The sequence below is a fragment of the Leisingera sp. SA215 genome (assembly GCF_055902035.1).
This window is the reverse complement of record NZ_JBVVXU010000019.1, coordinates 73,602-100,441: the sequence shown is the minus strand read 5'-3', so window position 1 is coordinate 100,441 and position 26,840 is coordinate 73,602. Positions and strand designations below refer to the sequence as shown.

General features: G+C 64.7%; 26 protein-coding genes and 1 riboswitch. Of the genes, 20 read left to right on the top strand and 6 right to left on the bottom strand.

Annotated elements, in window-relative coordinates; genetic code table 11:
- Together AC0KW6_RS17395 and AC0KW6_RS17390 are read right to left on the bottom strand one after the other, a co-directional pair.
- Positions 1–1,425 (bottom strand): NAD(P)(+) transhydrogenase (Re/Si-specific) subunit beta (locus AC0KW6_RS17395; RefSeq protein ID WP_474035518.1); only part of this gene is annotated, 1,425 nt, incomplete at its 3' end.
- A 15-nt stretch (positions 1,426–1,440) separates the two neighbouring features.
- Positions 1,441–3,012: a Re/Si-specific NAD(P)(+) transhydrogenase subunit alpha gene (locus AC0KW6_RS17390; RefSeq protein ID WP_474035517.1), complete on the bottom strand. Its 1,572-nt coding sequence runs from the start codon at positions 3,010–3,012 to the stop codon at positions 1,441–1,443.
- A gap of 237 nt (positions 3,013–3,249) precedes the next feature.
- Between AC0KW6_RS17390 and cofG the strand changes: the two genes are divergently transcribed.
- The 14 genes from cofG to AC0KW6_RS17320 all read left to right on the top strand — a co-directional run bounded on the left by cofG (position 3,250) and on the right by AC0KW6_RS17320 (position 17,452).
- Positions 3,250–4,392, top strand: a complete 1,143-nt coding sequence (gene cofG / locus AC0KW6_RS17385; RefSeq protein WP_474035516.1) for a 7,8-didemethyl-8-hydroxy-5-deazariboflavin synthase CofG — start codon at positions 3,250–3,252, stop codon at positions 4,390–4,392.
- Positions 4,389–5,660, top strand: a complete 1,272-nt coding sequence (gene cofH / locus AC0KW6_RS17380) for a 5-amino-6-(D-ribitylamino)uracil--L-tyrosine 4-hydroxyphenyl transferase CofH (RefSeq protein WP_474035515.1) — start codon at positions 4,389–4,391, stop codon at positions 5,658–5,660. The genes cofG and cofH overlap by 4 nt, the downstream gene beginning before the upstream one ends.
- Positions 5,657–6,625 (top strand): 2-phospho-L-lactate transferase, encoded by a 969-nt coding sequence (gene cofD / locus AC0KW6_RS17375; RefSeq protein ID WP_474035514.1) that lies wholly within the window; start codon positions 5,657–5,659, stop codon positions 6,623–6,625. Before cofH ends, cofD begins: the two co-directional genes overlap by 4 nt.
- Positions 6,622–7,281: a 2-phospho-L-lactate guanylyltransferase gene (cofC, locus tag AC0KW6_RS17370; protein WP_474035513.1), complete on the top strand. Its 660-nt coding sequence runs from the start codon at positions 6,622–6,624 to the stop codon at positions 7,279–7,281. The genes cofD and cofC overlap by 4 nt, the downstream gene beginning before the upstream one ends.
- Positions 7,278–8,051: a coenzyme F420-0:L-glutamate ligase gene (gene cofE / locus AC0KW6_RS17365; RefSeq protein ID WP_474035512.1), complete on the top strand. Its 774-nt coding sequence runs from the start codon at positions 7,278–7,280 to the stop codon at positions 8,049–8,051. The genes cofC and cofE overlap by 4 nt, the downstream gene beginning before the upstream one ends.
- On the top strand, positions 8,048–8,716 hold the full coding sequence (gene npdG, locus AC0KW6_RS17360; RefSeq protein ID WP_323783041.1) for an NADPH-dependent F420 reductase: 669 nt from the start codon (positions 8,048–8,050) through the stop codon (positions 8,714–8,716). The genes cofE and npdG overlap by 4 nt, the downstream gene beginning before the upstream one ends.
- A 25-nt stretch (positions 8,717–8,741) precedes the next feature.
- Positions 8,742–9,782, top strand: coding sequence for a TIGR03842 family LLM class F420-dependent oxidoreductase (locus tag AC0KW6_RS17355; protein ID WP_474035511.1), 1,041 nt, complete (start codon positions 8,742–8,744; stop codon positions 9,780–9,782).
- A gap of 170 nt (positions 9,783–9,952) precedes the next feature.
- A complete protein-coding gene (locus tag AC0KW6_RS17350; RefSeq protein ID WP_323783035.1) occupies positions 9,953–10,576 on the top strand; it encodes a TetR family transcriptional regulator C-terminal domain-containing protein in 624 nt (207 codons plus the stop codon).
- A 405-nt stretch (positions 10,577–10,981) separates the two neighbouring features.
- Positions 10,982–11,190: riboswitch (cobalamin riboswitch) on the top strand.
- A 156-nt stretch (positions 11,191–11,346) separates the two neighbouring features.
- Positions 11,347–13,230 carry a TonB-dependent receptor plug domain-containing protein gene (locus tag AC0KW6_RS17345; RefSeq protein WP_474035510.1) on the top strand — a complete coding sequence of 628 codons (1,884 nt, stop codon included), beginning with the start codon at positions 11,347–11,349 and terminating at the stop codon, positions 13,228–13,230.
- 3 nt (positions 13,231–13,233) lie between these two features.
- The gene (locus tag AC0KW6_RS17340) at positions 13,234–14,070 is read left to right on the top strand and encodes an ABC transporter substrate-binding protein (RefSeq protein WP_474035509.1); all 837 of its coding nucleotides are present in this window, start codon (positions 13,234–13,236) and stop codon (positions 14,068–14,070) included.
- Positions 14,067–15,050 carry a FecCD family ABC transporter permease gene (locus AC0KW6_RS17335; protein WP_323779770.1) on the top strand — a complete coding sequence of 328 codons (984 nt, stop codon included), beginning with the start codon at positions 14,067–14,069 and terminating at the stop codon, positions 15,048–15,050. The genes AC0KW6_RS17340 and AC0KW6_RS17335 overlap by 4 nt, the downstream gene beginning before the upstream one ends.
- Positions 15,047–15,802, top strand: a complete 756-nt coding sequence (locus tag AC0KW6_RS17330; RefSeq protein ID WP_323779773.1) for an ABC transporter ATP-binding protein — start codon at positions 15,047–15,049, stop codon at positions 15,800–15,802. Before AC0KW6_RS17335 ends, AC0KW6_RS17330 begins: the two co-directional genes overlap by 4 nt.
- Positions 15,802–16,458 (top strand): adenosylcobinamide amidohydrolase, encoded by a 657-nt coding sequence (locus tag AC0KW6_RS17325; RefSeq protein WP_474035508.1) that lies wholly within the window; start codon positions 15,802–15,804, stop codon positions 16,456–16,458. The genes AC0KW6_RS17330 and AC0KW6_RS17325 overlap by 1 nt, the downstream gene beginning before the upstream one ends.
- Positions 16,451–17,452, top strand: coding sequence for a DUF6925 family protein (locus AC0KW6_RS17320; protein WP_474035507.1), 1,002 nt, complete (start codon positions 16,451–16,453; stop codon positions 17,450–17,452). The genes AC0KW6_RS17325 and AC0KW6_RS17320 overlap by 8 nt, the downstream gene beginning before the upstream one ends.
- Positions 17,453–17,698: 246 nt before the next feature.
- On the opposite strand, the gene AC0KW6_RS17315 is transcribed toward AC0KW6_RS17320, so the two are convergent.
- The 3 genes from AC0KW6_RS17315 to AC0KW6_RS17305 all read right to left on the bottom strand — a co-directional run bounded on the left by AC0KW6_RS17315 (position 17,699) and on the right by AC0KW6_RS17305 (position 18,810).
- Entirely contained in the window at positions 17,699–17,875 is a 177-nt protein-coding gene (locus tag AC0KW6_RS17315; protein WP_474035506.1) for a DUF6880 family protein, read from the bottom strand.
- Between the two features lie 88 nt (positions 17,876–17,963).
- On the bottom strand, positions 17,964–18,476 hold the full coding sequence (locus AC0KW6_RS17310; protein ID WP_474035505.1) for an SRPBCC family protein: 513 nt from the start codon (positions 18,474–18,476) through the stop codon (positions 17,964–17,966).
- On the bottom strand, positions 18,466–18,810 hold the full coding sequence (locus AC0KW6_RS17305; protein ID WP_474035504.1) for an ArsR/SmtB family transcription factor: 345 nt from the start codon (positions 18,808–18,810) through the stop codon (positions 18,466–18,468). Before AC0KW6_RS17305 ends, AC0KW6_RS17310 begins: the two co-directional genes overlap by 11 nt.
- A 618-nt stretch (positions 18,811–19,428) precedes the next feature.
- Between AC0KW6_RS17305 and AC0KW6_RS17300 the strand changes: the two genes are divergently transcribed.
- Positions 19,429–19,782 carry a VOC family protein gene (locus AC0KW6_RS17300; RefSeq protein ID WP_323779793.1) on the top strand — a complete coding sequence of 118 codons (354 nt, stop codon included), beginning with the start codon at positions 19,429–19,431 and terminating at the stop codon, positions 19,780–19,782.
- A 190-nt stretch (positions 19,783–19,972) separates the two neighbouring features.
- Here the strand turns inward: AC0KW6_RS17300 and AC0KW6_RS17295 are convergent, their stop codons facing one another.
- Positions 19,973–21,016 (bottom strand): aldo/keto reductase, encoded by a 1,044-nt coding sequence (locus AC0KW6_RS17295; protein WP_323779796.1) that lies wholly within the window; start codon positions 21,014–21,016, stop codon positions 19,973–19,975.
- Between the two features lie 120 nt (positions 21,017–21,136).
- On the opposite strand from AC0KW6_RS17295, the gene AC0KW6_RS17290 reads away from it, so the two are divergent.
- The 5 genes from AC0KW6_RS17290 to metG all read left to right on the top strand — a co-directional run bounded on the left by AC0KW6_RS17290 (position 21,137) and on the right by metG (position 26,777).
- Positions 21,137–21,538 carry a rhodanese-like domain-containing protein gene (locus AC0KW6_RS17290; RefSeq protein WP_323779800.1) on the top strand — a complete coding sequence of 134 codons (402 nt, stop codon included), beginning with the start codon at positions 21,137–21,139 and terminating at the stop codon, positions 21,536–21,538.
- A 98-nt stretch (positions 21,539–21,636) separates the two neighbouring features.
- Positions 21,637–22,407 (top strand): hypothetical protein, encoded by a 771-nt coding sequence (locus AC0KW6_RS17285; RefSeq protein ID WP_474035503.1) that lies wholly within the window; start codon positions 21,637–21,639, stop codon positions 22,405–22,407.
- Positions 22,408–22,694: 287 nt separating this feature from the next.
- Positions 22,695–23,300: a YceI family protein gene (locus AC0KW6_RS17280; protein WP_323779806.1), complete on the top strand. Its 606-nt coding sequence runs from the start codon at positions 22,695–22,697 to the stop codon at positions 23,298–23,300.
- A 120-nt stretch (positions 23,301–23,420) separates the two neighbouring features.
- A complete protein-coding gene (locus AC0KW6_RS17275; protein WP_323779809.1) occupies positions 23,421–24,644 on the top strand; it encodes an MFS transporter in 1,224 nt (407 codons plus the stop codon).
- A 414-nt stretch (positions 24,645–25,058) separates the two neighbouring features.
- Complete coding sequence (gene metG, locus AC0KW6_RS17270; protein ID WP_474035502.1) at positions 25,059–26,777, top strand: methionine--tRNA ligase; 1,719 nt, start codon at positions 25,059–25,061, stop codon at positions 26,775–26,777.
- The last annotated feature ends 63 nt before the right edge of the window (positions 26,778–26,840 follow it).

Genomic DNA, 26,840 nt, shown 5'->3' with positions numbered 1-26,840 from the left:
GCTCAGCAGGGTGTCGAGGCTGGCCTTTGCGTCGCCGTAGAACATGCGGGTGTTTTCCTTGAAGAACAGCGGGTTCTCGATGCCGGAATAGCCGGTGCCCTGGCCGCGTTTGGAGACGAACACCTGTTTCGCCTTCCAGCATTCCAGCACCGGCATGCCGGCGATGGGCGAGTTGGGATCCTCCTGCGCTGCCGGGTTCACGATGTCGTTGGAGCCGATCACGATCGCCACATCCGTCTGCGGGAAGTCCTCGTTGATCTCGTCCATCTCCAGCACGATGTCATAGGGCACCTTGGCCTCGGCCAGCAGCACGTTCATATGGCCCGGCAAGCGGCCCGCCACCGGGTGGATGGCAAAGCGCACGGTCTTGCCTTTGGCGCGCAGGCGGCGGGTGAGCTCGGCGACGTTCTGCTGCGCCTGCGCCACCGCCATGCCGTAGCCGGGGATGATCACCACAGAGTCGGCCTCCTCCAGCGCTGCCGCCACGCCGTCGGCGTCGATGGCGATCTGTTCGCCGTCGATCTCCATCGCCGGGCCCGCCGCGCCGCCGAAACCGCCAAGGATCACGCTGACAAAGGAGCGGTTCATCGCCTTGCACATGATGTAGCTGAGGATCGCACCCGAAGAGCCGACCAGCGCGCCGACCACGATCAACAGGTCATTGCCAAGGCTGAAGCCGATGGCGGCGGCGGCCCAGCCGGAGTAGCTGTTCAGCATCGACACAACCACCGGCATGTCGGCGCCGCCGATGCCCATGATCAGGTGGTAGCCGATAAACAGCGCCGCCAGGGTCATCAGCAGCAAGGGCAGGAAGGCACCGGAGTTGAAATACCAGATCAGGCTGAGAAAGGAGAGGCCTGCGGCGCCCGCGTTCAGCATATGGCCGCCCGGCAGCTTGGTTGCGGCGGATGTGACCTTGCCCGCCAGCTTGCCGAAGGCAATGACCGAGCCGGTAAAGGTGATCGCGCCGATGAAGATGCCGAGGAACAGCTCAACCCGCAGAAACGCGATCTCGGCCGGGGTCTTCTTGGCAATCAGCTTGGCAAAGGTGCCCAGATCCCCGGTGCTGCCCGCGGCCAGGGTCGCCGCCGCATTGCCGATCTCGAAATGGGCGATGAAGCCCACAAACACTGCGGCCAGGCCGACCAGCGAGTGCATCGCCGCAACCAGCTGCGGCATCTCGGTCATCTGCACCTTTTTCGCGACATAAGTACCGATCAGGCCGCCGCCCGCGATCAGCAGGACCGACAACAGCCACAGGCCGGAGCCGGGGCCGATCAGGGTCGCAAAGACCGCCAGAGCCATGCCGGCAATGCCGTACCAGACCGCGCGTTTGGCGCTTTCCTGACCCGACAGACCGCCCAAGGACAGGATGAAAAGAACAGCCGCAACAACGTAAGCGGCGGTGGTGAAACCGTAATCCATTGTACCTGCCTCGCTTTAAGATTTCTGGAACATGGCGAGCATGCGCCGGGTGACGAGGAAGCCGCCGAAGATGTTGATCCCGGCCATGAAGACGCTAAGCGCCGCCAGCAGGATCACCAGCCAGCTGCCGGAGCCGATCTGCATCAGGGCGCCCAGGATGATGATCGAGGAGATCGCATTGGTCACCGCCATCAAGGGCGTGTGCAGCGAGTGCGCGACACCCCAGATCACCTGGAAGCCGACAAAGCAGGCCAGCGCAAAGACGATGAAATGCTGCATGAAGCTCGCGGGCGCAAACAGCCCCACCAGCAGCAAGAGCGCGCCGCCGCCTGCCAGCAGGGTGACCTGGCTTTTGGTCTGCGCCTTGAAGGCCTCGACCTCCTGGGCGCGTTTTTCCTCCGGCGTCAGCTCCGGCACCACCTCCTTGGGCTTGGCCGCAATCGCCTGAACTTTCGGCGGCGGCGGCGGGAAGGTGATCTCGCCCTCAAAGGCCACGGTGGCGCCGCGGATCACGTCGTCTTCCATGTCGTGATTGACCAAACCGTCTTTTTCCGGCGTCAGGTCAGTCATCATGTGGCGGATGTTGGTGGCATAAAGCGTCGAGGCCTGCGCCGCCATCCGGCTGGGGAAATCGGTGTAGCCGATGATGGTGACGCCGTTGTCGGTCACGATCTTCTCATCCGCGACGGTCAGCTTGCAGTTGCCGCCCTTTTCCGCCGCCAGATCGACGATCACCGAGCCCGGCTTCATCGCCGCAACCATGTCCGCGGTCCACAGCTCGGGCGCTTCGCGGTTGGGGATCAGCGCAGTGGTGATGACGATGTCCATTTCCGGCGCCAGCTCGCGGAACTTGGCCAGCTGCGCTTCGCGGAATTCCGGCGAAGACACAGAGGCATAGCCGCCGGTGGCGGCGCCGTCCTGCTGTTCTTCCTCGAAATCGAGATAGACAAACTCGGCGCCCATCGATTCCACCTGCTCGGCCACTTCAGGCCGCACGTCGAAGGCATAGGTCACCGCGCCCAAGCTGGTCGAGGTGCCGATCGCGGCAAGCCCCGCGACGCCTGCGCCGACCACCAGCACTTTTGCGGGGGGCACCTTGCCCGCCGCGGTGATCTGGCCGGTGAAGAAACGGCCGAAGTTGTTGCCCGCCTCGATCACCGCGCGGTAGCCGGCGATATTGGCCATGGAGCTGAGCGCGTCCATCTTCTGCGCGCGGCTGATCCGCGGCACCATTTCCATCGCGATCACATTGGCGCCCTTGGCCTTGGCCGCGTCCATGCCCGCGTCATTGCCGGCCGGGTTGAAGAAGGAGATCAGCGTCTTGCCCTTGGTCAGCCGTTTCAGCTCAGTCTCATCCGGCTGGCGCACCTTGGCGACAATATCGCAGGCTTTCCAAAGCGCTGCCGGCGTCTTGATGATCTCGACCCCCGCCGCCGCATAGGCCGCATCGGAAAAGCCCGCCGCCGCACCGGCCCCCGCCTCGATCGCGCAAGAATACCCCAGCTTCTGCAACTGCGTCGCGGACTCCGGCGTCAGCGCCACGCGCGCCTCTGCTTTCGCCGTTTCCCTCGGCGTTCCAATAAGCACTTTGATGTCCTCCCTTTGCGCAGCCCAGGCCGTTGAAACGGGGGCCGCGATTGAGGAAGAGTATTTGATTCTTTTACTTAGTAGTCAATAAATTTTACAATTCAGATTTTTTCACTTTAAAAACAGATGATTAATCCATTCAAATTTCGTGTTTCTGTATTTTTTTTGATCTACTGATAAAAAATATTTGACAGCCACGGCCCTTCTCCACAGTCTGAGAGGCACAGGGAGGACCCCATGAACACCGAAAAGCTCAGCACAGGCACCGCCTGGGCGGAGACCGGAGATTTGCGCGCTCTGATGATGCGTGCCGCCCGGATCCGCGACACCCACTGGGGCCGCACGGTCACCTATTCGCGCAAGGCCTTTGTGCCGCTGACCAACATGTGCCGCGACACCTGCGGCTATTGCACATTCGTCAAGCATCCGGATTCGCCGGAAGCCAACATCATGACGCCGGAACAGGTTCTGGCAACCGCGCTGAAAGGCGAACGCGAGGGTTGCAAGGAACTGCTGTTCAGCCTCGGCGAGAAGCCTGAGTTGCGGTACGAGAAAGCCCGCAAGGGCCTGGAGCGGCTGGGGTATACGCGCCTTTCCGACTATTTGCGCGACATGTGCAAGCTGGTGCTGGAGGAAACCAGCCTGCTGCCGCATGTGAACGCGGGCACGCTGAGCGATGACGAGATCGACGTGCTGCGCCCGGTGTCGGCCTCGATGGGGATGATGCTGGAAACCGTCAGCCGCCGCCTGACCCGCAAGGGCCAGCCGCACTATGCCTGCCCCGACAAGGTGCCGGTGCAACGGCTGCGCACGCTGGAACGGGCGGGGCAGAAACAGGTGCCCTTCACCACCGGCCTGCTGATCGGCATCGGAGAGAGCTTTGCCGAACGCATCGAGGCGCTGCACGCGATCAACGACGCCCACGCCCGCCACGGCCACATCCAGGAGGTCATCATCCAGAACTTCCAGCGCAAGCCGGATATCGAGATGGCCAGCCACCCGGAACCAACGCTGGACGACATGCTCCGCACCATCGCCGCCGCGCGGATCATCCTGGCGCCGGACATCAGCCTGCAGGCACCGCCGAATCTGAGCGCCCGCCATATCGCCTATCTGGAAGCGGGCATCAACGACTGGGGCGGAATCTCCCCCGTCACCATCGACTTCATCAACCCGCAGCACGAATGGCCGGAGATCCGGGCGCTGGCACAGTCCTGCACCGAAGCCGGATTCGCGCTGCGCGAGCGGCTGACCGTGTATCCCCGCTACCTGACTTGCGAGCAGGACTTCATCAACCCCGCCATTCTGGCCCGCGCCGCCGGCATGGCCGGACCCGGCGGGCTGGCCCGCGACCAACGCCACATCGGAGCGACAGCATGACCCATCAGCCCCCAGCCGAGAAGTTTGCCACCCTGCCCGCGGTCATCGCCGGAGCCTCTGCCCCGGTCCGCTCCATTCTGGAGGTGGCACTGGAAGGCGGCGAGGTGTCTGAGGCGGAAGGCGCCGAGCTGTTCCGCACCACCGGTGCCGATGCCGAGGCGGTCTATGCCACCGCCGATGAGCTGCGCCGCCGCGCCAATGGCGACCACGTATCGTTTGTGGTGAACCGCAACATCAACTTCACCAACATCTGCTACATGGGCTGCCGCTTCTGCGGCTTTGCCAAGCGCAGCGAGGACAAGGACGCCGAGTGGCTGGAGCCGGAACAGATTGTCGAGCGCGCGCAGCAGGCCTGGGACCGCGGCGCCACCGAAGTCTGCATTCAGGGCGGGCTGCACCCCAAGATGGAAGGCACCTACTACCGGGACATCGTGCGCGCCATCAAGGCAGCCCTGCCGGACATGCACATCCACGCGTTCTCGCCGTTCGAGATCTGGTATGGCGCGTCGAAGACCAAGATGTCCTATCACGACTTCCTGGCGGATCTGAAAGAGGCCGGGCTGGGGTCGATGCCCGGCACCGCGGCGGAGATCCTGGATACCGACGTGCGCCTGCAGCTGACCAAGAACAAGCTGAGCGCCGAAAAATGGGTGGAGATCATCCGCGCCGCGCATGAGGTCGGCATCCCCACCACCGCCACCATCATGTACGGCCATATCGATGCGCCTGAGCATTGGGCAGGCCACATCCGCCTGCTGCGCGACATTCAGAAGGACACCGGCGGATTTACCGAGCTGGTGCCGCTGTCCTTTGTGCATACCGAATCGCCCCTGTGGGCGCAGAACCCGGACAAGGTGCGCCCCGGCCCCACCGCGCTGGAGGTCGATCTGATGCACGCGGTGGCGCGCATCATGCTGCATGGCTGGATCGACAACATCCAGGTGAGCTGGACCAAGCTGGGCGCGGCCCGCGCGCAGCAGATGCTGTCGCGCGGGGTCAACGATCTGGGGGGCACGCTGATGAACGAGAGCATCTCGCGCGCGGCTGGGTCGGGCCACGGGCAGGAGATCACGGCCCGCGAGCTGACGCAGATCATCCGCGCCGCGGGCCGGGTGCCGGTACGCCGCAACACGATCTATGAAATCCGCGACATCTATGATGACCACGACCCCGAGGAGCTGGCGCCGCTGGTAGACCGGCAAGGCAGCAACCCTCTGGCATTCCTAGAAATGTTCCCAGATCGCACTGCGCTGGAGGCGGCGGAATGAGCGCCGCGGGCAAGCACAAGGTCACGCTGCTCGCCGGCGGTGTTGGCGGCGCCAAGATGGCCGAGGGGCTGGCGGCGCTGCCGGATGTGGCGCTGTCGGTCATCGGCAATGTGGCCGATGATGACGAATTCCACGGGCTGTGGGTCTCGCCCGATATCGACACGCTGACCTACAGCCTGGCGGATGTGATTGATCGCAACCAGGGCTGGGGCGTGGCGGACGAAAGCCACCGGGCGCTGGACACGCTGACGAAACTGGGCAACGACACCTGGATGTCGCTGGGGGATCGCGACTTTGGCCTGCACATCCACCGCACCATGCGGCGGCTCAAGGGCGAGCGCCCGAGCGTGATCGCCCGCGACGTGGCCCGCGCCTTTGGAGTCGAGGCAGAGATACTGCTGCCCACGGACGACCGGGTTCAGACCCGGGTGCGCACGGATGCGGGCTGGCTGAGCTTTCAGGAATATTTCGTGCGCGAACGCTGCGCGCCGGAGGTGCGCGAGCTGGCCTTTGAGGGGATCGAACAGGCCCGCCCGACGCCAGAGGCGCTGGCGGCCATTGCCGGGGCGGATCTGATCGTGATCGCGCCGTCGAATCCGCTGGTCAGCATCGCGCCGCTGCTGGAAACCCCAGGAATCAAGGCCGCCCTGCGCGCCGCAAGCGCCTTCAAGGTGGCGGTCAGCCCCTTCATCGCGGGCAAGGTCGTCAAAGGGCCGGCCGACCGGATGATGGCGGCGCTGGGGCTGCGGGCCGATGCGGCGGGCGTGGCCGAACGCTATGCTGGGCTTGCACAGACCCTGGTGATCGACCATCAGGATGCCGCTCTGGGCGATGACATCCGCGCCTTTGGCCTCACCCCTGTGTGTTCGCATATCCTGATGAAGGACAAGACGGACAAGGCGCGGCTGGCGCGCGAAGTGGTGGACCTGGGGCTGGCCCCCGCCGTGGCGGAGGCAGTGGCATGAGCGCCGCGGCACAAGGTGGCAAGCGCCTGGTGGTGATCCCGATGAAGGATCCCGCCCGCGCCAAGACCCGGCTGGACCCGACGCTGACGCCGCAGAAACGCGCAACGCTGGCGCTGACCCTGTTCCGCGCCACCGTGACCCGCCTGCAAGAGGCGCTTGCGCTGCTGCCCGGCGCCGGAGTGGAGATCGCGGTGGTGACCTCGAGCCCGAAAATCACCCGGCTGGCGCAGGCCATGGGGCTTTTGCTGATCGACGAGGGCCACCGCCGCGGCCTGTCGGAGGCGCTGGATATGGCGGCGGATTGGGCCACGGCCCGCGGATACGGCGCCATGTGCGCCCTGCCCGGCGATCTGGCGGCGCCGCTTCCGGCTGAGCTGGCACGGCTGCTGGTGCATGATCTCGGCAATGGCCAGATGGTGCTGTGCCCGGCAGCGGATCTGGGCACCAACGCGCTGCTGGTGCCGCTGCCCTGCCCGTTCCGCTTTGCCTATGGCGTGAAATCGGTGGTTGCTCACCGGCAGGCGGCCGAGGTCGCAGGGCTGTGCCCGGTGATGCTGCCACTGGCCAGCCTGCGGGCTGATGTGGACACCGTCAGCGACCTGCAAGACCTGCTGAGCCATCAACCCCAGCTTCTGATGCAGGAGGGTGCCCGATGAGCCTGTCCGTCTCGATCACCGCCGTGCCCGGCATTCCCGACATTCAGAACGGCGACGATCTGGCCGCAATTCTGGGCGATTGCATGGAACAGGCCGGCCTGTTCCCGCAGGAGGGCGACATCCTGTGTATCGCGCAAAAGGTGTTCTCCAAGGCGGAGGGCTGCATCATCCCGCTGTCCACGGTCACCCCCTCGGAAGAGGCGATCAAATACGGCGAGGAGCTGAACAAGGATCCCCGCAAGGTCGAGATCGTACTGCGCGAAAGCACCCGCGTGGTGCGGTCCTTCCGCCGCCCCGATCAGGTCAGCGGCACGATGATCTGCGAACACCGGCTGGGCTTCATCTCGGCCAATGCGGCGGTGGATGAATCCAACTTCGGCGAGGAAGACGCCGCCATGGTGCTGCCCGCCGACCCGGACGCGAGCTGCGCGCGCATTCAGCAGGGCTTTGCCGAGCGCTTTGGCGTGCAGACCGGCGTGGTGATGACCGACACCTTCGGCCGCCCCTGGCGGCTGGGCCAGATCAACGTGGCGATCGGCCTGTCGAAGGTGCCCGCCACCATTCAGGAGCAGGGCAACCTGGACGCCTGGGGACGGCCGCTGATGGTTACGGAACCGGCGCTGGCGGATGAGATCGCCGCCGCCTCGGGGCTGGTGGTGCGCAAGAACGGAAAAACACCGGCGGTGCTGCTGCGGGGGCTGGGCTGGCAGCCAACCGACAGCCGCGGCGCCGACATAATACGAAAAAAACAGGAGGATATGTTCAGATGAAAATCGCAATCATTGGCGGCACCGGGCCGCAGGGCCAGGGTCTGGCCCTGCGCTTTGCCCGCGCCGGGATCGCCGTGGCGCTGGGGTCGCGTGATGGCGCGCGCAGTGCCGGCATCGCGGCCGACCTGATGCAGAAACTGCCCGCAGACGCCGCCCAGATCGAAGGGCTGGACAATGAGGCCGCCACCAAAGCCGCCGATGAAATGGTGGTGCTTGCGGTGCCGTTTTCAGCCCATAACGCCACGCTGGAGGCGCTGAAACCGCATCTGGCCGGCAAGATCCTGGTCGACATCGTGGTGCCGCTGAAAGAGGGCGACCCCAAAAAGGTCGAGATGCCGCCGGAAGGCTCCGCCACCGAGGCCGCGCAGGCGCTGCTGGGGGACGACATCCCGGTGATCGGCGCGCTGCACAACGTGTCCGCCGCCACGCTGAACAACCTGGACTGGCCGATCAACTGCGACATTCTGGTCTGCGGCAACAGCCTGCCTGCCCGTAAGAAGGTGATCGAACTGGTCCGCGCGCTGGAGGTCGAGGGCTACAACGCCGGCGACGCCGAGGCGGCGCGCTGCATCGAGGCAATCACCCCGATCCTGATCCGGCAGAACATTTCCAAGGCGGTGCCGTTTACCCACGCCGGTATCCGCATCTGCCCCCCCGCACATTAAAATTCCAACGAGGAGGAAAACACACATGGAATTCGGAATTTGCTTCAAGGGGTTCGTTGAACCCGACCGCGCCCGCGCATTGGTCCGCCAGGCGGAAAACGCTGGCTTCACCTACTGCTGGTTCTACGACAGCCACATCCTGTGGCGCGAAAGCTTCGTGGCGATGGCGATGTGCATGGAGCACACCACCAGCATGCGCTTCGGCCCGCTGGTGACCAACCCGAACTCGCGCGAGTGGTCGGTCGCGGCCTCGCTGTTCGGCTCGCTGGCGAAACAGTCCGGCGGCCGCTTCGACATTGGTCTTGGCCGCGGCGACAGCGCGGTGCGGGTGATGGGCAAAAAGCCGTCAACCCTGAAGCGGCTGGAAGAATTCACCCATGTGGTGAAATCGCTGATCCGCGGCGAGGAAGTACAGTACGGCGAATGCCCGGAGCCGGTGAAATTCCCCTGGGCCAACGGCTATGAGCTGCCGGTCTGGATCGGCGCATACGGTCCCAAGGCGCTGGCTTCGGCCGGTAAGGTCGGCGACGGTGTCGTGCTGCAAATCGCCGAGCCCAAGATCATCAAATGGCTGGCAGATCAGGCCAAGGCCGGTGGCGAGGCGGAAGGTCGCGACATGTCCAACTACCGCGTGATGGCTGCGGCACCCGCACACACTGGCCCGATCGAAGAAGGCATCGAGAAGACCAAATGGTTCCCCGCCATGGTCGGCAACCACGTCGCTGACATCGTCGAGAAATACGGCACCGACGGCGATCAGGTACCCACCAGCCTGACCGATTACATCAAGAACCGCAAAGGCTATGACTACTCCAAACACGGCCAGAGCGATAACCCCTATCTCGATTTCATCACCGAGGACATCATCAAGAGCTTCTGCGTACTGGGCACCCCGGACGAGCATATCGCCAAGATCCGCGACCTTGAGGCGGCCGGCACCACCCAGTTCAACATCTACCTGGACAGCGGTGACGAGGAAAAGATCATCGCCGATTACGGTGACAAGATCATCCCGGCATTCAGGGAACAGGCTGGCGCCTCATCCCCGATGCTGGCTGCGTCCTGACCTGTCTTCCTTGACGTCATAACCTGCCGGCGGACAGTCCTCTCTGTCCGCCGGCGCTTTGATACGCGCGGCTTCCCGGATTGAAGCCTCCGCCCGCGCCTGCTGGCCTTAGCCTTCGAATTATGACATGACGGCGCCAATTCATATTAGAACGAAGTGGCAATTTTCGTATGGCACGCATGTCGGCAGAGAAACCAAAAACAAAAATTCAACTGCAAAAGACAGAGCAGATCATGGCAGCCGCGCTAGAGGTCTTCTCCCGGCACGGTTCGTCAGGCGCGTCGATCAATCTGATTGCCAAGACCGCCGGGCTGACCACGCCCAACTTGCTGTATTACTTTGAAAGCAAGGATGCGATCCGCCGGGAACTTCTGGCCCGCACGCTTCAGTTGTGGATGGCGCCATTGAACATGCTCAGCCCGCGCGGCGAGCCGATTGACGAAATCTGCGAGTACATCCGGCGCAAGTTGGAGATGTCGCGGAGTTTCCCCAAGGAAAGCAAGTTCTTCGCAAATGAGGTCCTGAGTGGCCTGCCGCGATCCCGCAGCGAGATTTTCGGACCGTTGAAAGACCTGTTCAACGCCAAGGTCGTGATGCTTGAAGACTGGATGCAAGACGGGAAAATTGCGGCCGTCGACCCGCATCACCTTCTGTTTTCGATTTGGGCGACCACGCAGCATTATGCCGATTTCGACGTTCAAATCGAAGAGATCGCCCCAGCGAAAGCGGAAGACCGGTACGCCGAAGCCGAAGTATTTCTGCTGGAGATGTATAGAAAGCTGCTCACAGTCTGACCTGCCAGCGCCGTTTCTTGTCCCGGCGGGCTTGCCGAAATCCGTGCCTGCGCCGAAAGGCCGGCGGGACGCAGCTGCCCCGCCCGGACAACCGGGGTGACGGCCGGACGGCAGGAGCGGGCAGACCGAAGTATTCGATGTGCTGCGAGCTCGCCTTGGCAGCCGGGCGGCGTTCGAACCGCTGGCGCGCCCGCCCCTCACTCTCGTAAAGCTCTCCCAGGTCCATCATAGGTTTGGTCATCGGGGTCTTCCTTCGGTTCAGCTTGGCTTTCACCCTCCCATTCCCGAAGCAGCCTTTCGTTATAACGGCTTAACGGAATCAATTGCTTGCCATGAAGCCAATTTGGAACCGCCGCCAAGCCGCAAAGCCAGACTTTCCCGCTTGACAGAACAAATCCGGTTTGCCTAAGTCCCGGCTATTCTGGTCCGGCTGGGAGACCACCCGGGTAAAAGGGAACACGGTGAGGTGTAGCCAACAGGCGCCGAATCCGTGACTGCCCCCGCAACTGTGAGCGGAGAGCAATGCTGCGAAATGCCACTGCCCCGAGGGGCGGGAAGGCGCGGCAAAGCCTCGACCCGCGAGTCAGGAGACCTGCCAGGATGATCACCCTATCCCGGTGCGGGGCGCGCCGTAGATAACGGATTTCCGTAGTGGTGGCAGTTTTCACCGTCTGCGGAGGCAAGGCCTTTCAAAGACCCGACCCGAATACACTGCCCGCTTGGGCAGTCACTTGGCCTGCGCTTGTTGCGCGGGCCGGGAGGAATGGAATATGCGCAAGGCAAGCTTGTCCCTGGCCGCGGCCCTGGCCGCCACCCCCGCAATCGCAACCGCCCAGGATTCGGATGTCACCGATCTGGGCGAAATCATCGTCTCCGGCGGCTTTACTCCGGTCGAGGCCCAGAAATACGGCCGCTCTGCCTCGGTCCTGACCAGCGAGGAGATCGAAGACCGCGGCATCACCACCGTTCAGGACGCGCTGCGCTCGGTTCCCGGCCTGATGGTGAGCGGCTCCGGCGACAGCTTCACCCAGGTCCGCATCCGCGGCGCCGAAGCCAACCACACGCTGATCCTGATTGACGGCGTCGAGGCTTCCGGCGGCGACAGCGAATACATCCTCTCCGGGCTGGACACCGCCAATATCGAGCGCATCGAGGTGCTGCGCGGCCCGCAATCGGTATTCTACGGCTCCAACGCCTCGGCCGGTGTGATCAACATCATCACCAAGACCGGCGGCATCGGCACCGAATACGGCGGCAGCGCCGAGGCCGGCAGCGACGGCTACCGGGCCTCGGCGCGGGTGTCATCCCGCACCGGACGCGGCGGCGTCTCTTTCAGCCTCGCCCATGACAACGACGACGGCTTCGACACCTCCGGCGATGGCGGCGAAGAGGACGGCATCCGCCGCAACACCCTGCAGTTGAAGGGCGATTACCTGGCCACCGGCCGGCTGAAGCTCGGCTTCAACTTCCGCACCTCGGATGAGCGCTATGACAGCGACAGCACGTCTTTCACCGCAACTGATGCCGCCAGCTATGTCGTGGATGATCCCACGCAGTTCAGTGACCGGGATGAGCAGCAGGCCCAGGTCTATGCCGAGCTGGACACTTTGGGCGGCCGCTTGAAGCACCGGCTGTCGCTGGAGCGCACTGACTTTGACCGCTCCTTCAATGGCGGCACCCCGACCGAGACCAAGACCGAAGCGGCGAAGTACCTGCTGAGCTTTGGCCTGGACGGGCAGCCGGCGGATCAGGCGGAGCATCTGCTGAACACAATGCTGGAATGGGAAGAGGATTCCAGCAGCTCCAATTCTGACTTCCGGCGTAAAACCAACTCGATTGCTCTCGAATACCGCGGCAGTTTTGACAACGGCCTGGATCTGCAGCTGGGGGTGCGCCACGACAGCAACAGTGCGTTTGAGGACGCCACCAGCTGGACCGCCAGCGCCTCCTACACCTTTGCCGGCAGCGGCGTGCGGCTGCACAGCTCGGCCGGCACCGGCGTCGTGAACCCCTCTTATTTTGAGTTGTTTGCAGATGAGGACTATGGGTCCTTCACTTACAGCGGCAACCAAAACCTGCAGCCGGAGGAAAACCGCAGTTTCGACATTGGTATTGAAGTGCCCTTCCTGCAAGGGCGCGGGCTGGTCGATGTGACCTATTTTGACGAAACGCTGACGGGTGAGATTGAGAGCTACGTGGTGAACGCGACCACGTTCTCTTACCGCAACCAGACCGGTGACAGCGACCGCAAAGGCGTCGAGCTGGCGGCCAGCCTGGAAGCCACTGATGCCCTCGACCTGCGTCTCTCCTACACCTATCTGGACGCCTCCAACCCCGATGGTTCGGTCGAGATCCGGCGCCCGGAGCATGAGCTGCTGCTGAGCGCCACGCTCGACACCTTTTATGGCCGCGGCTCCATCACCACCGATATCCGGCATGTCGCGGGCAACTGGGACACTCAGTATTTCAACTCCAGCACTGTTGCCGAACTCGACGACTACACCACCGTCAATGTCTCGGCCCAGTATGAGCTGACGGACAACGTGGTGCTGACCGGCCGGGCGACCAACCTGTTCGACGAGGACTACTCGGACGTTTGGGGCTACGCCAAGCGCGGCCGTGCGGCCTATGTTGGCGTAAGAGCCTCGTTCTGATCCATGCGCAGACTGCCCGGCATAGCCCTTGCCCTTCTGTGGGCCGCCACCGGTGCTTTTGCCGGGCCGTCGCGCGTGGTCACGATGAACCTCTGCGCCGACCAGCTGGCGATGATGCTGGCCGCCCCCGGCCAGCTGGCCTCGGTCTCCTATATTGCGCGGGATGCCCGCGCCTCGGCCATGGCAGGCGCGGCCCTGGCCTATCCGGTCAATCACGGGCTGGCGGAGGAGATCTATCTGCTGAATCCGGATCTGGTGATTGCCGGTGCCTATTCAACGCCGGCCACCACGGATATGCTGCGGCGTCTTGGCGTGCCGGTGGTAGTGTTCCAGCCTGCGCTATCGCTGCAAGACGTTCGTGCGCGTATTCTGCAGATGGGCCAGGTACTGGGCCGCAAAGACGCCGCGCAAGTACTGCTGGCGGAGTATGACCAGCGGCTCGCCGCCTTGCAGGACGCCGGGCCTGAGGCACCGCGGGCCGCGCTTTATGCCGCCAACGGCTTCACCTCGGGCAGTATGACACTGGCGGGCCAGATCCTGCGCGCAGCAGGGCTGCGCAATATCGCGGATGAGCTGGGCTATGCGCGCTCCGGCCACATGCCGCTGGAACTGCTGGCCATGTCGGCACCCGATTTGCTGATCGGAACGTCGCCCTATCCGCGCGCCTCGCGCAGCGAGGACAATCTGGCGCATCCGGTGGTGCGCCAACTGGCCGCCCGCAGCAGCGCCGGGCAGATCCGCGATGCGGATTGGGTCTGCGGCACCCCGCATGTACTGCGCGCGGTGGAAACCCTGGCCGAAGAGCGCCGCCGGTTTGTGGAAAAGGAGGGCAGCCAATGACCCGCCTGGGGTTGCCCCTATCCGCAGTGGTGCTGGCGCTGTTCCTGCTGTCGCTCACGGTTGGACCGGCTGATGTCGGCGCCGGCGATAGCCTGGCGGCGCTGTTTGACGATGGTTACGGGCCGCTCACCCTGGTGATGCGGGAAATCCGCCTGCCGCGGGCGCTGCTGGCGGTGATCATCGGCGGCGGGCTGGGGCTGGCGGGGGCCGCCATGCAGGGCTATCTGCGCAACCCGCTGGCCGAACCGGGGCTGATCGGCGTCTCCTCCTCGGCAGCTCTGGGGGCAGTGCTGGCGATCAACACCGGAGTGGCGGCCAGCCTCACCCTGGGCCTGCCGCTGGCCGCCCTGGCTGGTGCTCTGGCAGGTGTCTTTCTGGTGATGGCGCTGGCCGGACCGCAGGGCGGCTCGCTGACGCTGATCCTTGCGGGCATTGCGATTTCGGCGATGGCTGCGGCACTCACGTCTCTGGTGCTGAACTTGTCGCCGAACCCCTTTGCCGCCAATGAGATTGTGTTCTGGATGATGGGCTCGCTGGCGGACCGCTCGATGCTGCATGTCTGGCTGGTGCTGCCCTTTGCGCTGACAGGGGCCGCGGTCCTTCTGACTCTGGCACGGGGTTTGGATGCGCTGACCCTGGGCGAGGATGCGGCGCAGACCATGGGGGTGAACCTGAACCGGCTGCGGCTGCTGCTGGTGGTCGGCACCGCCAGTGTGGTTGGCGGCGCCACCGCGGTGGCCGGGGCCATCGGTTTCATCGGTCTGGTGGTGCCGCATATCCTGCGGCCCCTTGTTGGCGGCCAGCCGTCGCGCCTGCTGTGGGCCTCGGCGCTTGGCGGTGCCATCATGCTGCAGCTGGCGGATATCGCGGTGCGGCTGATCCTGCCCGCGCGCGACCTGAAGCTCGGCGTGGTCACCGCCCTGGTCGGCGCGCCGCTGTTCCTGCATCTGATCTACAAGACACGGAAGGGGCTGGCATGAGCGTGCTGTCGGTCGAAACCCTCTCGGTCACCCTGCGGGGCCGTCCGGTGATCCGCGATGTGTCGTTTGAAATCCAAGCAGGTGAGTTCGTCGGCCTGCTGGGGCCGAATGGCGCCGGCAAAAGCAGCCTGATGCGATCCGCCCTGGGGCTGATACCGGCGCAGGGCCGCAGCTCGCTGGCGGAAATGACCGCCGCAGACCGGGCCCGCGCAGCCGCCTGGATGCCGCAATCGCGCGAGATCGCCTGGCCGGTTCCGGTGGAGCGGCTGGTGGCGCTTGGCCGCCTGCCGCATCTGCCGCAGGGGCTGCGGCTGCCGCCGGGGGATCAGGCGCTGGTCGATCAGGCCATCATCCGGATGGGGCTGGAGCCGTTCCGCCAGCGCGCTGCCTCGCGCCTGTCGGGCGGCGAGCAGGCCCGGGCGCTGATTGCCCGCGCACTGGCGCAGGACACGCCGCTGTTGATGGCGGATGAACCCGCCGCCGGGCTGGACCCGGCGCATCAGATCTCCGCCATGGAGGTCTTTGCCAGCCTCGCCGCCGAAGGCCGCGCCGCGCTGGTCTCGCTGCATGACCTGGGGCTGGCCGCACGCCACTGTACCCGGCTGATCCTGCTGGCCAATGGCGGCATTCTGGCTGACGGGCCGCCCGCCGAGGTGCTGACACCGGCGCTGATGGCCCGGGCCTTCGGCATCTCGGTCTGGCATCAGCACACAGCGCAAGGGCCGGTGTTCCAGCCGCTGGAGGTGCTGTGATGGGCAGAGTCACGCTGGAACGCCCTTGGATCGAATTTGACCTCGGCGCAGAGATGCGGGTGCTGAGCTGGGCTGTGAACCGCCCCGGCCTCGTCACCGCCCGCCGCATCTTGTGGCGCGAGGTCCGGAACAGCGACCTGCCACCGGGTTTGGATGTTCGCGAATGGTTCGCTGCGGAACTCTTTGCGCGGAGCGGCGAGGATGCCGTGGCCTTTCTCACCTCGCGCGATGTGCGCCGCTATTGCGAGGCAACAGCCGAGGTGGAGGGCATTTGCGCCCATGCGGTGGCCACTGTCGGCCTGTCCAATGCCGAGCGCGTAGGCAGCCGGATAGATTACTCCAGCCGCAACTGGGGTACCATCAATGTTGCCGTGCATCTCACGCACGGCCTGACACATGCCGGGCTGATCGAAGCCATGAGCATCGCTATCCAGGCCCGCACCGCCGCGGTGATGGAGGCAGGCATCACCCTGCCCGCGGGCGCCGCAACCGGCACTGGCACCGATTGCGTCGCGGTGGCTGCTCCTGCAGGCGCAAATCCTTATGCCGGCTTGCACACCGCAACTGGCGAAGCCATCGGCAAAGCCGTTTACCAGGCCGTCCGCATCGGCGCGCTGGAATGGAAATCAACCAACAGGAGGGCAGCACATGCCTGAGCTTGAACAGGTTCTGAAAGACGCGCTGATGCAGGAGGACTGCGGCTGGAACATGGGGTCCTTCGGGGCGATTGCCGAGTTCCATCACGTAGCGGGCGACCCGGCGCCGCGGCAGCACCCCGGGCTGATGCAGGTGACCAGCCGCGGCGGGATCCGCATCGAAACCCTCACAGGCGTGCGCCCGGTGGCGTATGAAACCCTCAGCCCCAAGCCGCACCGCTGGACCCAGGCGGTCTCGCTGTGCCTGCCGCGTGATGCCGCTGCGATGAACCAGCGCGATGTGCTGACTGCGCTTGGCCCCGACGACGATGCCCTGCGGGACGAGGACCGCGGCGCCAGACTGTTCGACATGGGGCTGGGCCAGTTTCAGGCGGATTTCTGCATCCGCACCGCCGACCCGGAACTGCTGGCGGTGCTGGATGAAAACGCCGGCCGTTCGTTGTTCGCGCAGGGCAATCCGGCGATGGGGGCAATCCTGAAGCACCATCCCCGCCGGGTGCTGCTGACCCGCCTCGGCCGGGTCGAGGTCTATCAGATGATCGGCGGTCCCGACACCGGCGGCAAATCCCCGGAGGGCCCGCATACCCATGTGCTGCCCAAGCTCCTGAAGGCCGAGCGCACCCATTCCGCCAACACCCCGATCCCCGAGGGCTGGGTGCCCTGCTGCGATGTGCATCCGGAGAACCCGGTGATTACCCGTCTGGGCGAGGACAAAGTGTTCAACCCGGCCGCCTTTGCTGCCTTCCAGGAACTGCTTGCGGCCTGGGGGGCCGACGCATACTGCCAGGGCAAGCAGGCGGTCTGGGAGCTGCTTAATACGGAAACCCCTGCCGAGGCGGCGAAAGAGCCGGAGACCCGCGAAGGCCGGGCCGGCTGGCGCAATGGCATCCGGCAATGGCGGGTTCTGCATGGGCCGGACCGGCTGACCAAAGCCTATGCGCAACATTTTGACCGCGGTGTTGAGCAAACAGACCCGGAAAACCCGGGCCACTGACAGAGGCTGCGATGCCCCTTGTCGCAGAAAGGGAGAGATCATGACGGCGGAAACAGGCCGGGGCCGCAAACCCGGGCCTTTCGGTCAGGCAAATGTTGTCGGGACGGATAGGCCTCCGGCTGTCTCGGGTGTTCGGCCACTTTGTCCGCTATGCTGATCTCGCCAGGCCTCTGCTTACGCAGTTGCAGCGACTATCTCCTTCGACGGGCCGCGGCGCAGCCTCCTGAGCAAATGGCAGAGCTCTGCTCAGGGCCGTCCCCCATCACCCTTGGCGATGAGGGTATCGGTCGGGCTGCGCAGATCGCTGGCAAAGGCGCCGGCCTTGTCCCGCTCGATGAAACTCCTTGCCCGCGCCAGACCGGACAGCCGCCGGACGATCAGCTTGGCAATGGCCTCGGGGCCGGATTTCCCGGCCAGCGCCATGGGGATCTGCGGCGTTCTATTTGAGAGCGGTGCGGATCGTTGAGCGCAACGGGAGCGGCCTGGTCTGCGAGCACGCACCGAAGCAACTCTACACGGACTCACCAGCCAGAAACACCAGCAATTCGTCCAGACGTTCGAGTGTTGAGGCCAGGCCGGTTTCCATGCCCATGTCGATGACTTTTTGCAGATCTTCTGGAGAATTGTAGGAAACCAGCATTTCCACCATCGTGCGCCCGTCCAGATCGGTAAAGGCCTGGCGGATATGCGAGCGGGGCATGTCCGGGTTCACGACGCCGGTTTCGTCGGTGAAACCGTCATAGGCGGTATAGCCTTCGATCGGCGTGATCGTTTGGTAATCCGTGCGGCTCCAATAATATGTGCCTTCGGGGTCGATCATGGCGAAATGCCAGTGGCCGCCATCGCGGAAATCCATGGATTGGGTCTCTGTCGTCAACGGCTTGGGGGCGTACCATTTGTCCAGAAGCTCAGCTTTGGTGTAGCAGTCCCACACCAGTTGCCTCCCGGCGGCGAATTCGCGCCGGACGGTCAGCGTGCTTTTTTGCATGTCGGCGATAAAGTCAAAGCGCAGATCAGGTTTCATTGATTTCTCCTTTGAGCGTTGTCAGCAGATTGTCGAGATTGTCAAAGCGGCTGGCCCAAATGGCGCGTTGGTCACCGAACCATTTCTCAGCGGCCTCCAACTGGTCGGGTTTCAGCGTGCATGTGCGCACGCGGCCCTGTTTCTGCGAGGCAATCAGCCCGGCCTGTTCCAGCACGCTGATATGTTTCATGAATGAGGGCAGCGCCATCTTGAAAGGGGCCGCCAGTTCCTTCACCGGCGCGGGGCCTTCCACCAGACGCTGCACCACGGCCCTGCGGGTGGGGTCCGCAAGAGCGTGAAAGACCGAATCGAGATAAATTGAATGGTTATCCATGCGGCTAACTTTACGGCGCGGCAAACGGTTAGGTCAATGGGTAACTATCTTCAGCTTTCTGGATGCCCGCTTTCAAGAAGATGGCCTATGCAGTTCTCCTCTGCATCACCGCGGCACATCCGTTGCCTTGTGACCCGCCTCCGCACCGCCGGTCCGTGAAGGCAATCACGTTCAAATTTCCCTGGAACTGCCCTTCCAGAATCTGCTTCTCGCACCCCCGCCAATGATGTAGCGTCCCTGGCAGGGGGCGAGCGTGGCGTCGATCCTCTCGAGGTAAGCAACAATCCCCGGGCCCGTTTCAACTTTGCCTGGATCGCCAACTACATAGCAGGTCATGGCTTGTCTTCCCTTGTTGAATATTCAAGCGACGGCGGGACGGTGCTCCACTGCGCACCCTTCCGGCCAAGCCATATCCTGGCCCGGCTCACCCGTGGGATTGATCCTTCTGCTGACACCACGCTGGTTGCCTTGCGCGGCAAGCCTGCTGCGTTCCCAGCTCCCGCGGGCACTGCGCCCCGCTGCATCTGTGGGGCCTGTGAAAGCCGCATCGAAGCATTCTTTCCGGCAAACCAAGAAACTGACGCCATGAAGGCGCGGATCGCAGAGAAAGGGCCTTGAATGACGGTCAAGCGTATTGTTGCAAACCTGCCTGCCGCACAGATTTCCGAGGTGCAGGATTTCTACACCCGCCTGTTTGACCTGGACGTTGTGATGGATCACGGCTGGATCGTGACGCTCGCATCAGGCGCCGCCGCCGCCGTCCAGATCAGCATCGCGAGCCAAGGCGGATCCGGGACCCCGGTGCCTGATCTGTCGATCGAAGTCGACGATGTGGATACGGTCTTCGCACGGGCCGAAAGCCTCGGTCTCGACATCGTCTACGGCCCCGCGGATGAATCTTGGGGCGTGCGCCGCTTCTATGTCCGCGACCCGGCCGGCAAGTTGCTGAATATTCTGGCTCACCCCGGCTGAGTGGCCGCCGCATTCACCCTTGACGCGCAATTTTAGAATACCCTCAGCAAGGCGCTTCAGGGCAGAGCTGCCGCTGAAGCGCATCTCAGCATCTTCCTCCGCGCTGCGCAGCAGCGCCCGGCCCAACCGGCCAAGGGCATGTCAATGCCTGCAGAACGGGCGGGAGCTCCCGTCCGTCCCAGCCCGCATCTCAATACGGCATCGGATGCATCCGGTGTGCTGCGTTGATCTCCTCCAGCACCTCCTGGCTCAGCTCCAGCTCCACCGATTTCAGCACATGCTCCAGCTGCGGCAGGTGAGTGGCGCCAAAGAGTGCCGAGGCCATGAACGGCCGTGTGCGGCACCAGGCCAGCGCCATATGCACCGGGTCCAGCCCATGCCGCCCAGCAATCTCCAGATAAGCCGCCACGGCATCGTATACCCGCGGGGAATGGCGCCCGCCCAGCTCGGGATTGATCGACTTGCGCGAGCCCTCCGGCACCGCTCCGTCCTGATACTTGCCGGTCAGCAGCCCGGTGCCCAGCGGCGAAAACGCCAGCAGGCCGACGTCCTCGTTGACGCTCAATTCCGCCAGATCGGTGTCATACATCCGGCAGACCAGCGAATATTCGTTCTGGATCGAAGCCACCCGCGGCCCGCCCTGCGCCTCCGCGATCCGCAGCCATTGCGCGGTGCCCCAGGCGCTTTCGTTCGACAGGCCAAAGGCGCGGATGGTGCCGCGCTCCACCTCGCGCTGCAGCGCCTCCAGGCAATCCTCCATATTGGCCAGCGTCTCCACCCGGTTCTGGGCCGACGGATCATAGCTCCAGTTCTGCCGGAACATATAACTGCCCCGGTTCGGCCAGTGGAATTGGTAGAGGTCGATGTAATCGGTCTGCAGCCGCTTCAATGACGCCTCGATGGTTGCAGCGATGGTCCTGGAGGAGATCGGCGCCCCGTCCCGCACATGCTGCATCCCCGCGCCGGAATGCTTGGTGGCCAGAATGTACTCGCCCCGCCGCCCCGTCTGCGCATTCCAGGCGCCGATGATCCGCTCACTGTTGCCCAGGGTTTCCGCACTCACCGGGTTCACCGGATACATCTCGGCGGTATCGACAAAGTTCACGCCGCCCTCCAGTGCCAGGTCGATCTGCGCATGGGCCTCGGCCTCCGCGGTCTGGGTGCCGAATGTCATCGTGCCCAGGCACAGCTCCGACACCATCATGCCGGTGCGTCCCAATGGATTGAGTTTCATGCTGCGGTCCCCTGTCCTCGATTTGCCTGCGACCCTAAGGGCTCGTCCGGGAAGTGCAAGCCGCTTGCACATGCGCGGCAAACCGGCCAGCCTCTGTTCAGCTTAAGGAAAGGATACCCGATGCCGCAGACCATCACCAAGGGCGTCAAGGCGCTGCTGACCGAGGCAAACAGCCTCGTCGAAACCATGTCTGTCGAGGCGGCCAAACAAAAGGTTCTGGACGAGGATTACGTCTTCATCGACCTGCGCGACATCCGCGAGCTGCAGCGCAGCGGCATGATCCCCGGCGCCTTCTCCTGCCCGCGCGGCATGCTGGAATTCTGGATCGACCCGGACAGCCCCTATCACAAGCCGGTGTTCAATCAGGACAAAACCTACGTGTTCTACTGCGCCAGCGCCTGGCGTTCTGCCCTCAGCGCCAAGGCGGCGCTGGAAATGGGGCTGAAGCCGGTGGTGCATCTTGAGGGCGGTTTTACCGAATGGGCCAAACAGGGCGGCCCGGTTGTCCCCCGCGAGGGCTGAGATCCGCCGCCCCGTGCATCGTGCGGCGCCTGTCCAGCGGCGCAGGTCCGCAGCAGTGCGTGATTGAGAACAAAAGTCGAACATGTTAATCTGGCTGCATGCCGACTCACCTGCTCACCCGCCGCCGCCACAGATCCTGCCCGGCCCTGTCCGTGATGGAGGGGGTTGCGCTGGAGCATGGCCGCGTGCACGAGGCCTGCGGCCCCGCCCGCCACAGTTTTGCGCTGTGGCTGGCCGCCGCCGCGCAGGAGATCGCACCGGGGCCGGTCCTGTGGCTGTCCCCGGCGCAGGGCAGCAAGCAGCTGAACCCGGACGGGATGGCGGAATTTGCCAGCCCCGCCCGGTTCCTGTTCGTGCAGCCCCCCCGGACCGAGGATCAGCTTTGGGCCATGGAGGAAGCTTTGCGCAGCGGCGCGGCGGCTCTGGTGGTGGCAGAACTGGCTGAGCCGCCCGCAATGACCCCGGTGCGGCGGCTGCATCTGGCGGCAGCGGCCGGCGGGCGCTTCGGTCCGGCGCCGCTGGGCCTGCTGCTGACCCCCGGCACAGGCGGCGCCCAGGGCATCGAAAGCCGCTGGCACCTGGCCCCTGCCCATACCCCGTTGCCACATGATCCCTTGCCCCATGCCGCGCCGGCACACAGGCCCCCGGCCGGTCCGGCCAGCGATGGCACCGCGAAGACCCGGACCTGCTGGACCTTGCAGCGCCTGCGCGCCCGCACCCTGCCGCCTTGCAGCTGGCAGATCACCCGGGCCGCCGGCGGCTGCCCGCACCAATCTGCCCCGCTCCGGCCCGCTCCGCCCTGCCCTGAGCCCCGCGGCATAGCCCCGCACCCATTCCGGAAGCAGCCCGGACCAGCCCTCCCGCCCTGACGGTGCCCTCCCGCGCCCGCAGGCGGACCTGGCTGCGCCGGCACCGCCTTAGCGGCCTTGGGCCCGGCACCGGGCCACGCCCGGTGCCGGGCCCAACAGGCAGAGGCTTTGCCAAAAGCCGGCGCCTGGCGGGAGCCCGCCGCCGTCTCACAAGCGCCCCCCGCGAAAGTGCGCAGCCTGCGGCGGAAAATCCGGCTAAGGTCAGGGCGCGGCATCAAAGGCGCCCTGTAAAAGCGCCCTGTAAAACCAGCCTGTAAAGCCACCCTGCAACCGGAGAAGAAGCCCCCATGAGCAACCACAGGATGCACCGGCGGACCCTGATCGCCTGCCTTGCCGCCAGCCTGCTGGCCGCGCGGAGGCTGCCTGCAGCGCCCCTGCCTTACCGCCTCATACCGGACGCGACCGAAGTGCGCTTTACCTTCCGTCTCAGCGGCCGGCCGCAGCATGGGCGGATCCCGGTCCGCGCCGCCCGCATCCGGATCGATCCGCAAAACCTGGCCCGCAGCCAGGCCGATATCACGCTTGACGCAACCCGGGCCCGGACCGGGCTGATCTTTGCCACCGAGGCGCTGAAAAGCCCCGGCGTGCTCGACACTGCGCGGTTCCCGGAAATCCGCTTCCGCTCCACCCGCATCCGCCTCGGGCCGGACGGGCGGCTTTCGGGCGGCGCGCGGATTCACGGCGGCCTCACCCTGCGCGGCACCACCCGGCCGCTTACCTTGCATGCCGCGCTCTACCGCCGCCCCGGCACCGCGGCGGATGACTTGCGCGAGCTGGATGTGCATCTCAACGGCAGTCTCAGCCGTGCGGCCTTCGGGGCCGCCGGCTATCCGGATCTGGTTGCCGACCGGGTCACCCTCGCCATCAAGGCCCGCATCCGCCAGGCGGCCTGAGCCGCGGGCAAAACCCTGGTCCGCGCCCGGTGCCGAAAAACACCGCCGCGCAAAAATACGACACAGCCGTGACGGAAACCGGCTGGCAAAGCCGCTGCAGCCTGTCATGGTCGCAGCATTATGCGCCTGATCATCTCCTTTGCCGCCCTTTTCTTATCTGTCATCCTGCTGCAGCTCTCGACCGGCGGCGTCGGCCCTCTGGATGCCATTTCGGGTCTGACGCTGAACTTCAGCAAAGAGCAGATCGGTCTGCTCGGCTCGGCGCATTTCTTTGGCTTCTTCATCGGTTGCTGGTGGGCGCCGCGGCTGATGGGCAATGTCGGCCATTCCCGCGCCTTTGCGGTCTGCACCGCGCTTGGCGCCATGGGCCTGCTGGGCCACACCCTGACCGAAAACCCCTATGCCTGGGCGGCGATGAGGATCGCCTCCGGCCTCTGCGTGGCCGGCGCCTATACGGTGATCGAGGCCTGGCTCAACGCCAAGGTCACCAATGAAAACCGCGGCCGCGCCATGGGCACTTACCGGATTGCCGATATGAGCGCCTCGCTGGCGGCGCAGCTGATCATCGCGGTGCTGCCGCCGGCCGCCTATGTCTCCTACAACCTCTTGGCGCTGCTGTGCTGTGCGGCGCTGCTGCCGCTGACCCTGACCAAGGCGAACCAGCCGGAAACCCCGGATGCGCCGCGCCTGCGCCCCAAGCTGGCCTGGCGCTGTTCGCCGCTGGCGGTGGCGGGCGTGACCGTCGCCGCGCTCAGCTCCGCCTCGTTCCGCATGATCGGCCCGGTCTACGGCCAGGAGGTCGGGCTGGAGATCGGCCAGATCGCCTTTTTCCTTGCCTCCTTCGTGCTGGGCGGGGCGCTGGCGCAATACCCGATGGGCTGGCTGGCCGACAAATACGACCGCCGCTGGGTGCTGATCTGGCTCTCCGCCGCCGCGATCCTTAGCTGCGGCATCACCATGGCGGCCAGCGGCACCGGCACCCTGGGGGTGATGCTGACGGCCGCCATCTTCGGCTTCACCACCTTTCCGATCTTCTCGGTCTCCGCCGCCCATGCCAATGATTTTGCCAGCTCCGCCGAGCGGGTCGAGCTGTCTGCGGCGCTGATGTTCTGGTACGCGCTTGGCGCCATCGCCTCGCCTTATGTCTCCTCGGCACTGATCGACAGCTTCGGACCGCCTGCGCTGTTTGCCTATGTGGCTTGCGGCCACGTGCTGCTGATCATCTACGGCCTCAACCGGATGCGGGCCCGCCCGGCGCCGGAAACGCGCACCAGCTACGTCTATGCGCCGCGCACCTCCTTCACCATCGGCCGTCTGCTGAAACGGTCTCGCCAGAGGCGGTGAAACAGGTCAGAAGCCCTGTCCAATTGTTTCGCGCGCGAAACATCCGGACAGCAGCTCTGACCCTTTAAGGATCTGCTTACACTTGCAAAAGTGCTGAAAGCTCCGGCACCGCCACTCTGCCCGTCAGGGCCAGGACAGGGGTGCACGGCGCGCATTTGCCATCGGACAGAACGCCAAACAGCCTTGGCCGGCCCCAGACGGCTTACACCGGCAGGCCATGCGAACAGCAACGCCCTCGTGTCCTTTCAGAGGCTTGCAACAGGTTTCCGCAACCATCGTGCGCGCCGGCCCGCGGTCCGGGTCAAGCCGGATCCGGCCCTGTATCTCCAATTTTCAGGGAAATCCGCAGCCGGGGTTTCCGCCGCCTGCGCCATGCGGTAGACGGGCCTTTGACACTTTACCTGGATGGATAGCATGGCACGCATTCTGATCACTTCCGCGATCCCCTACATCAACGGGATCAAGCATCTGGGCAACCTGGTGGGCTCGCAGCTGCCGGCCGACCTTTACGCCCGGTTCCAGCGCGGACGCGGCAACGAGGTGCTGTTCCTCTGCGCCACCGACGAACATGGCACCCCGGCTGAGCTGGCCGCCGCCAAGGCGGACAAGCCAGTGGCGGAATACTGCGCTGAAATGCACGCCGTCCAGTCGGAAATCGCCAAGGGCTTTGCCCTGTCGTTCGACCATTTCGGCCGCTCCTCCAGCCCGCAGAACCACACGCTGACCCAGCATTTCGCAGGCAAGCTGGCCGAGGCCGGGCTGATCCGCGAAGTGACCGAAAAGCAGGTCTATTCCAATGCCGACGGCCGCTTCCTGCCCGACCGCTATATCGAGGGCACCTGCCCCAACTGCGGCTATGAACGCGCCCGCGGCGACCAATGCGAGGAATGCACCAAGCAGCTGGACCCGACCGACCTGATCAGCCCGCGCTCCGCTGTCTCCGGTTCCACCGACCTGGAAGTGCGCGAGACCAAGCACCTGTACCTGTGCCAGTCGCAGCTGAAGGATGATCTGGACGCCTGGATCGACAGCAAGAAGGACTGGCCGGTCCTGACCACCTCAATCGCCAAGAAATGGCTGCATGACGGCGACGGGCTGCAGGACCGCGGCATCACCCGCGATCTGGACTGGGGCGTGCCGGTCAAAAAGGGCGGTGCGGACTGGCCCGGCATGGAAGGAAAAGTGTTCTACGTCTGGTTCGACGCCCCGATTGAATACATCGCCTGCGCCGGCGAATGGGCCGAGGCCAATGGCAAGACAGACGCCGACTGGCAGCGCTGGTGGCGCACCGACAAGGGCGCAGAAGATGTTAAATACGTCCAGTTCATGGGCAAGGACAACGTCCCCTTCCACACCCTGTCGTTTCCGGCTACCATTCTGGGTTCGGGCGAGCCGTGGAAGATGGTCGACCACCTGAAGTCGTTCAACTACCTGAACTATGACGGCGGCCAGTTCTCCACCTCGCAGGGCCGCGGCGTGTTCATGGATCAGGCGCTGGAGATTCTGCCGGCCGATTACTGGCGCTGGTGGCTGCTGTCCCATGCGCCCGAAAGCAGCGATTCCGAGTTCACCTGGGAGAACTTCCAGCAGTCGGTGAACAAGGATCTGGCGGATGTGCTGGGCAATTTTGTTTCCCGCATCACCAAATTCTGCCGTTCCAAATTCGGCGAGGAAGTTCCCGCAGCCGGTGAATACGGCGAACAGGAACAGGCGCTGATCGCAGAGCTGACAACCCGCATCCGCGCCTATGAGGGCCATATGGAGGCGATGGAGGTCCGCAAATCGGCGCAGGAGCTGCGGGCGATCTGGGTGGCCGGCAATGAATACCTGCAATCCGCCGCGCCCTGGTCGGTGTTCAAGCAAGACCCCGACCGCGCGTCTGCGCAGGTGCGCCTGGGCCTGAACCTGATCCGCCTTTATGCGGTGCTTTCGGCCCCCTTCATCCCGCAGGCCGCGGACACGCTGATGGCGGCGATGAATTCGGACAACCGCAGCTGGCCCGAAGATGCTGCGGCCGCCCTGTCGGCGCTGCCCGCGGGCCACAGCTTCACCGTGCCCGAGGTACTGTTCGCCAAGATCACCGATGAACAGCGCGAGGACTGGCAGGAACGCTTCTCCGGCACCCGAAGCTGAGCCATTCAGCTCAGAATTTCTCAAAGGCCGCCCAATGGGCGGCCTTTTGCGTTTCCCCTATCC

Bases quoted from the DNA above. Each gene is read 5' to 3' on its own strand.
- cofG (WP_474035516.1), top strand. From the start codon at position 3,250: ATGAACACCGAAAAGCTCAGCACAGGCACCGCCTGGGCGGAGACCGGA.
- cofH (WP_474035515.1), top strand. From the start codon at position 4,389: ATGACCCATCAGCCCCCAGCCGAGAAGTTTGCCACCCTGCCCGCGGTC.
- cofD (WP_474035514.1), top strand. From the start codon at position 5,657: ATGAGCGCCGCGGGCAAGCACAAGGTCACGCTGCTCGCCGGCGGTGTT.
- cofC (WP_474035513.1), top strand. From the start codon at position 6,622: ATGAGCGCCGCGGCACAAGGTGGCAAGCGCCTGGTGGTGATCCCGATG.
- cofE (WP_474035512.1), top strand. From the start codon at position 7,278: ATGAGCCTGTCCGTCTCGATCACCGCCGTGCCCGGCATTCCCGACATT.
- npdG (WP_323783041.1), top strand. From the start codon at position 8,048: ATGAAAATCGCAATCATTGGCGGCACCGGGCCGCAGGGCCAGGGTCTG.
- AC0KW6_RS17355 (WP_474035511.1), top strand. From the start codon at position 8,742: ATGGAATTCGGAATTTGCTTCAAGGGGTTCGTTGAACCCGACCGCGCC.
- AC0KW6_RS17350 (WP_323783035.1), top strand. From the start codon at position 9,953: ATGGCACGCATGTCGGCAGAGAAACCAAAAACAAAAATTCAACTGCAA.
- AC0KW6_RS17345 (WP_474035510.1), top strand. From the start codon at position 11,347: ATGCGCAAGGCAAGCTTGTCCCTGGCCGCGGCCCTGGCCGCCACCCCC.
- AC0KW6_RS17340 (WP_474035509.1), top strand. From the start codon at position 13,234: ATGCGCAGACTGCCCGGCATAGCCCTTGCCCTTCTGTGGGCCGCCACC.
- AC0KW6_RS17335 (WP_323779770.1), top strand. From the start codon at position 14,067: ATGACCCGCCTGGGGTTGCCCCTATCCGCAGTGGTGCTGGCGCTGTTC.
- AC0KW6_RS17330 (WP_323779773.1), top strand. From the start codon at position 15,047: ATGAGCGTGCTGTCGGTCGAAACCCTCTCGGTCACCCTGCGGGGCCGT.
- AC0KW6_RS17325 (WP_474035508.1), top strand. From the start codon at position 15,802: ATGGGCAGAGTCACGCTGGAACGCCCTTGGATCGAATTTGACCTCGGC.
- AC0KW6_RS17320 (WP_474035507.1), top strand. From the start codon at position 16,451: ATGCCTGAGCTTGAACAGGTTCTGAAAGACGCGCTGATGCAGGAGGAC.
- AC0KW6_RS17315 (WP_474035506.1), bottom strand. From the start codon at position 17,875: ATGGCGCTGGCCGGGAAATCCGGCCCCGAGGCCATTGCCAAGCTGATC.
- AC0KW6_RS17310 (WP_474035505.1), bottom strand. From the start codon at position 18,476: ATGAAACCTGATCTGCGCTTTGACTTTATCGCCGACATGCAAAAAAGC.
- AC0KW6_RS17305 (WP_474035504.1), bottom strand. From the start codon at position 18,810: ATGGATAACCATTCAATTTATCTCGATTCGGTCTTTCACGCTCTTGCG.
- AC0KW6_RS17300 (WP_323779793.1), top strand. From the start codon at position 19,429: ATGACGGTCAAGCGTATTGTTGCAAACCTGCCTGCCGCACAGATTTCC.
- AC0KW6_RS17295 (WP_323779796.1), bottom strand. From the start codon at position 21,016: ATGAAACTCAATCCATTGGGACGCACCGGCATGATGGTGTCGGAGCTG.
- AC0KW6_RS17290 (WP_323779800.1), top strand. From the start codon at position 21,137: ATGCCGCAGACCATCACCAAGGGCGTCAAGGCGCTGCTGACCGAGGCA.
- AC0KW6_RS17285 (WP_474035503.1), top strand. From the start codon at position 21,637: ATGCCGACTCACCTGCTCACCCGCCGCCGCCACAGATCCTGCCCGGCC.
- AC0KW6_RS17280 (WP_323779806.1), top strand. From the start codon at position 22,695: ATGAGCAACCACAGGATGCACCGGCGGACCCTGATCGCCTGCCTTGCC.
- AC0KW6_RS17275 (WP_323779809.1), top strand. From the start codon at position 23,421: ATGCGCCTGATCATCTCCTTTGCCGCCCTTTTCTTATCTGTCATCCTG.
- metG (WP_474035502.1), top strand. From the start codon at position 25,059: ATGGCACGCATTCTGATCACTTCCGCGATCCCCTACATCAACGGGATC.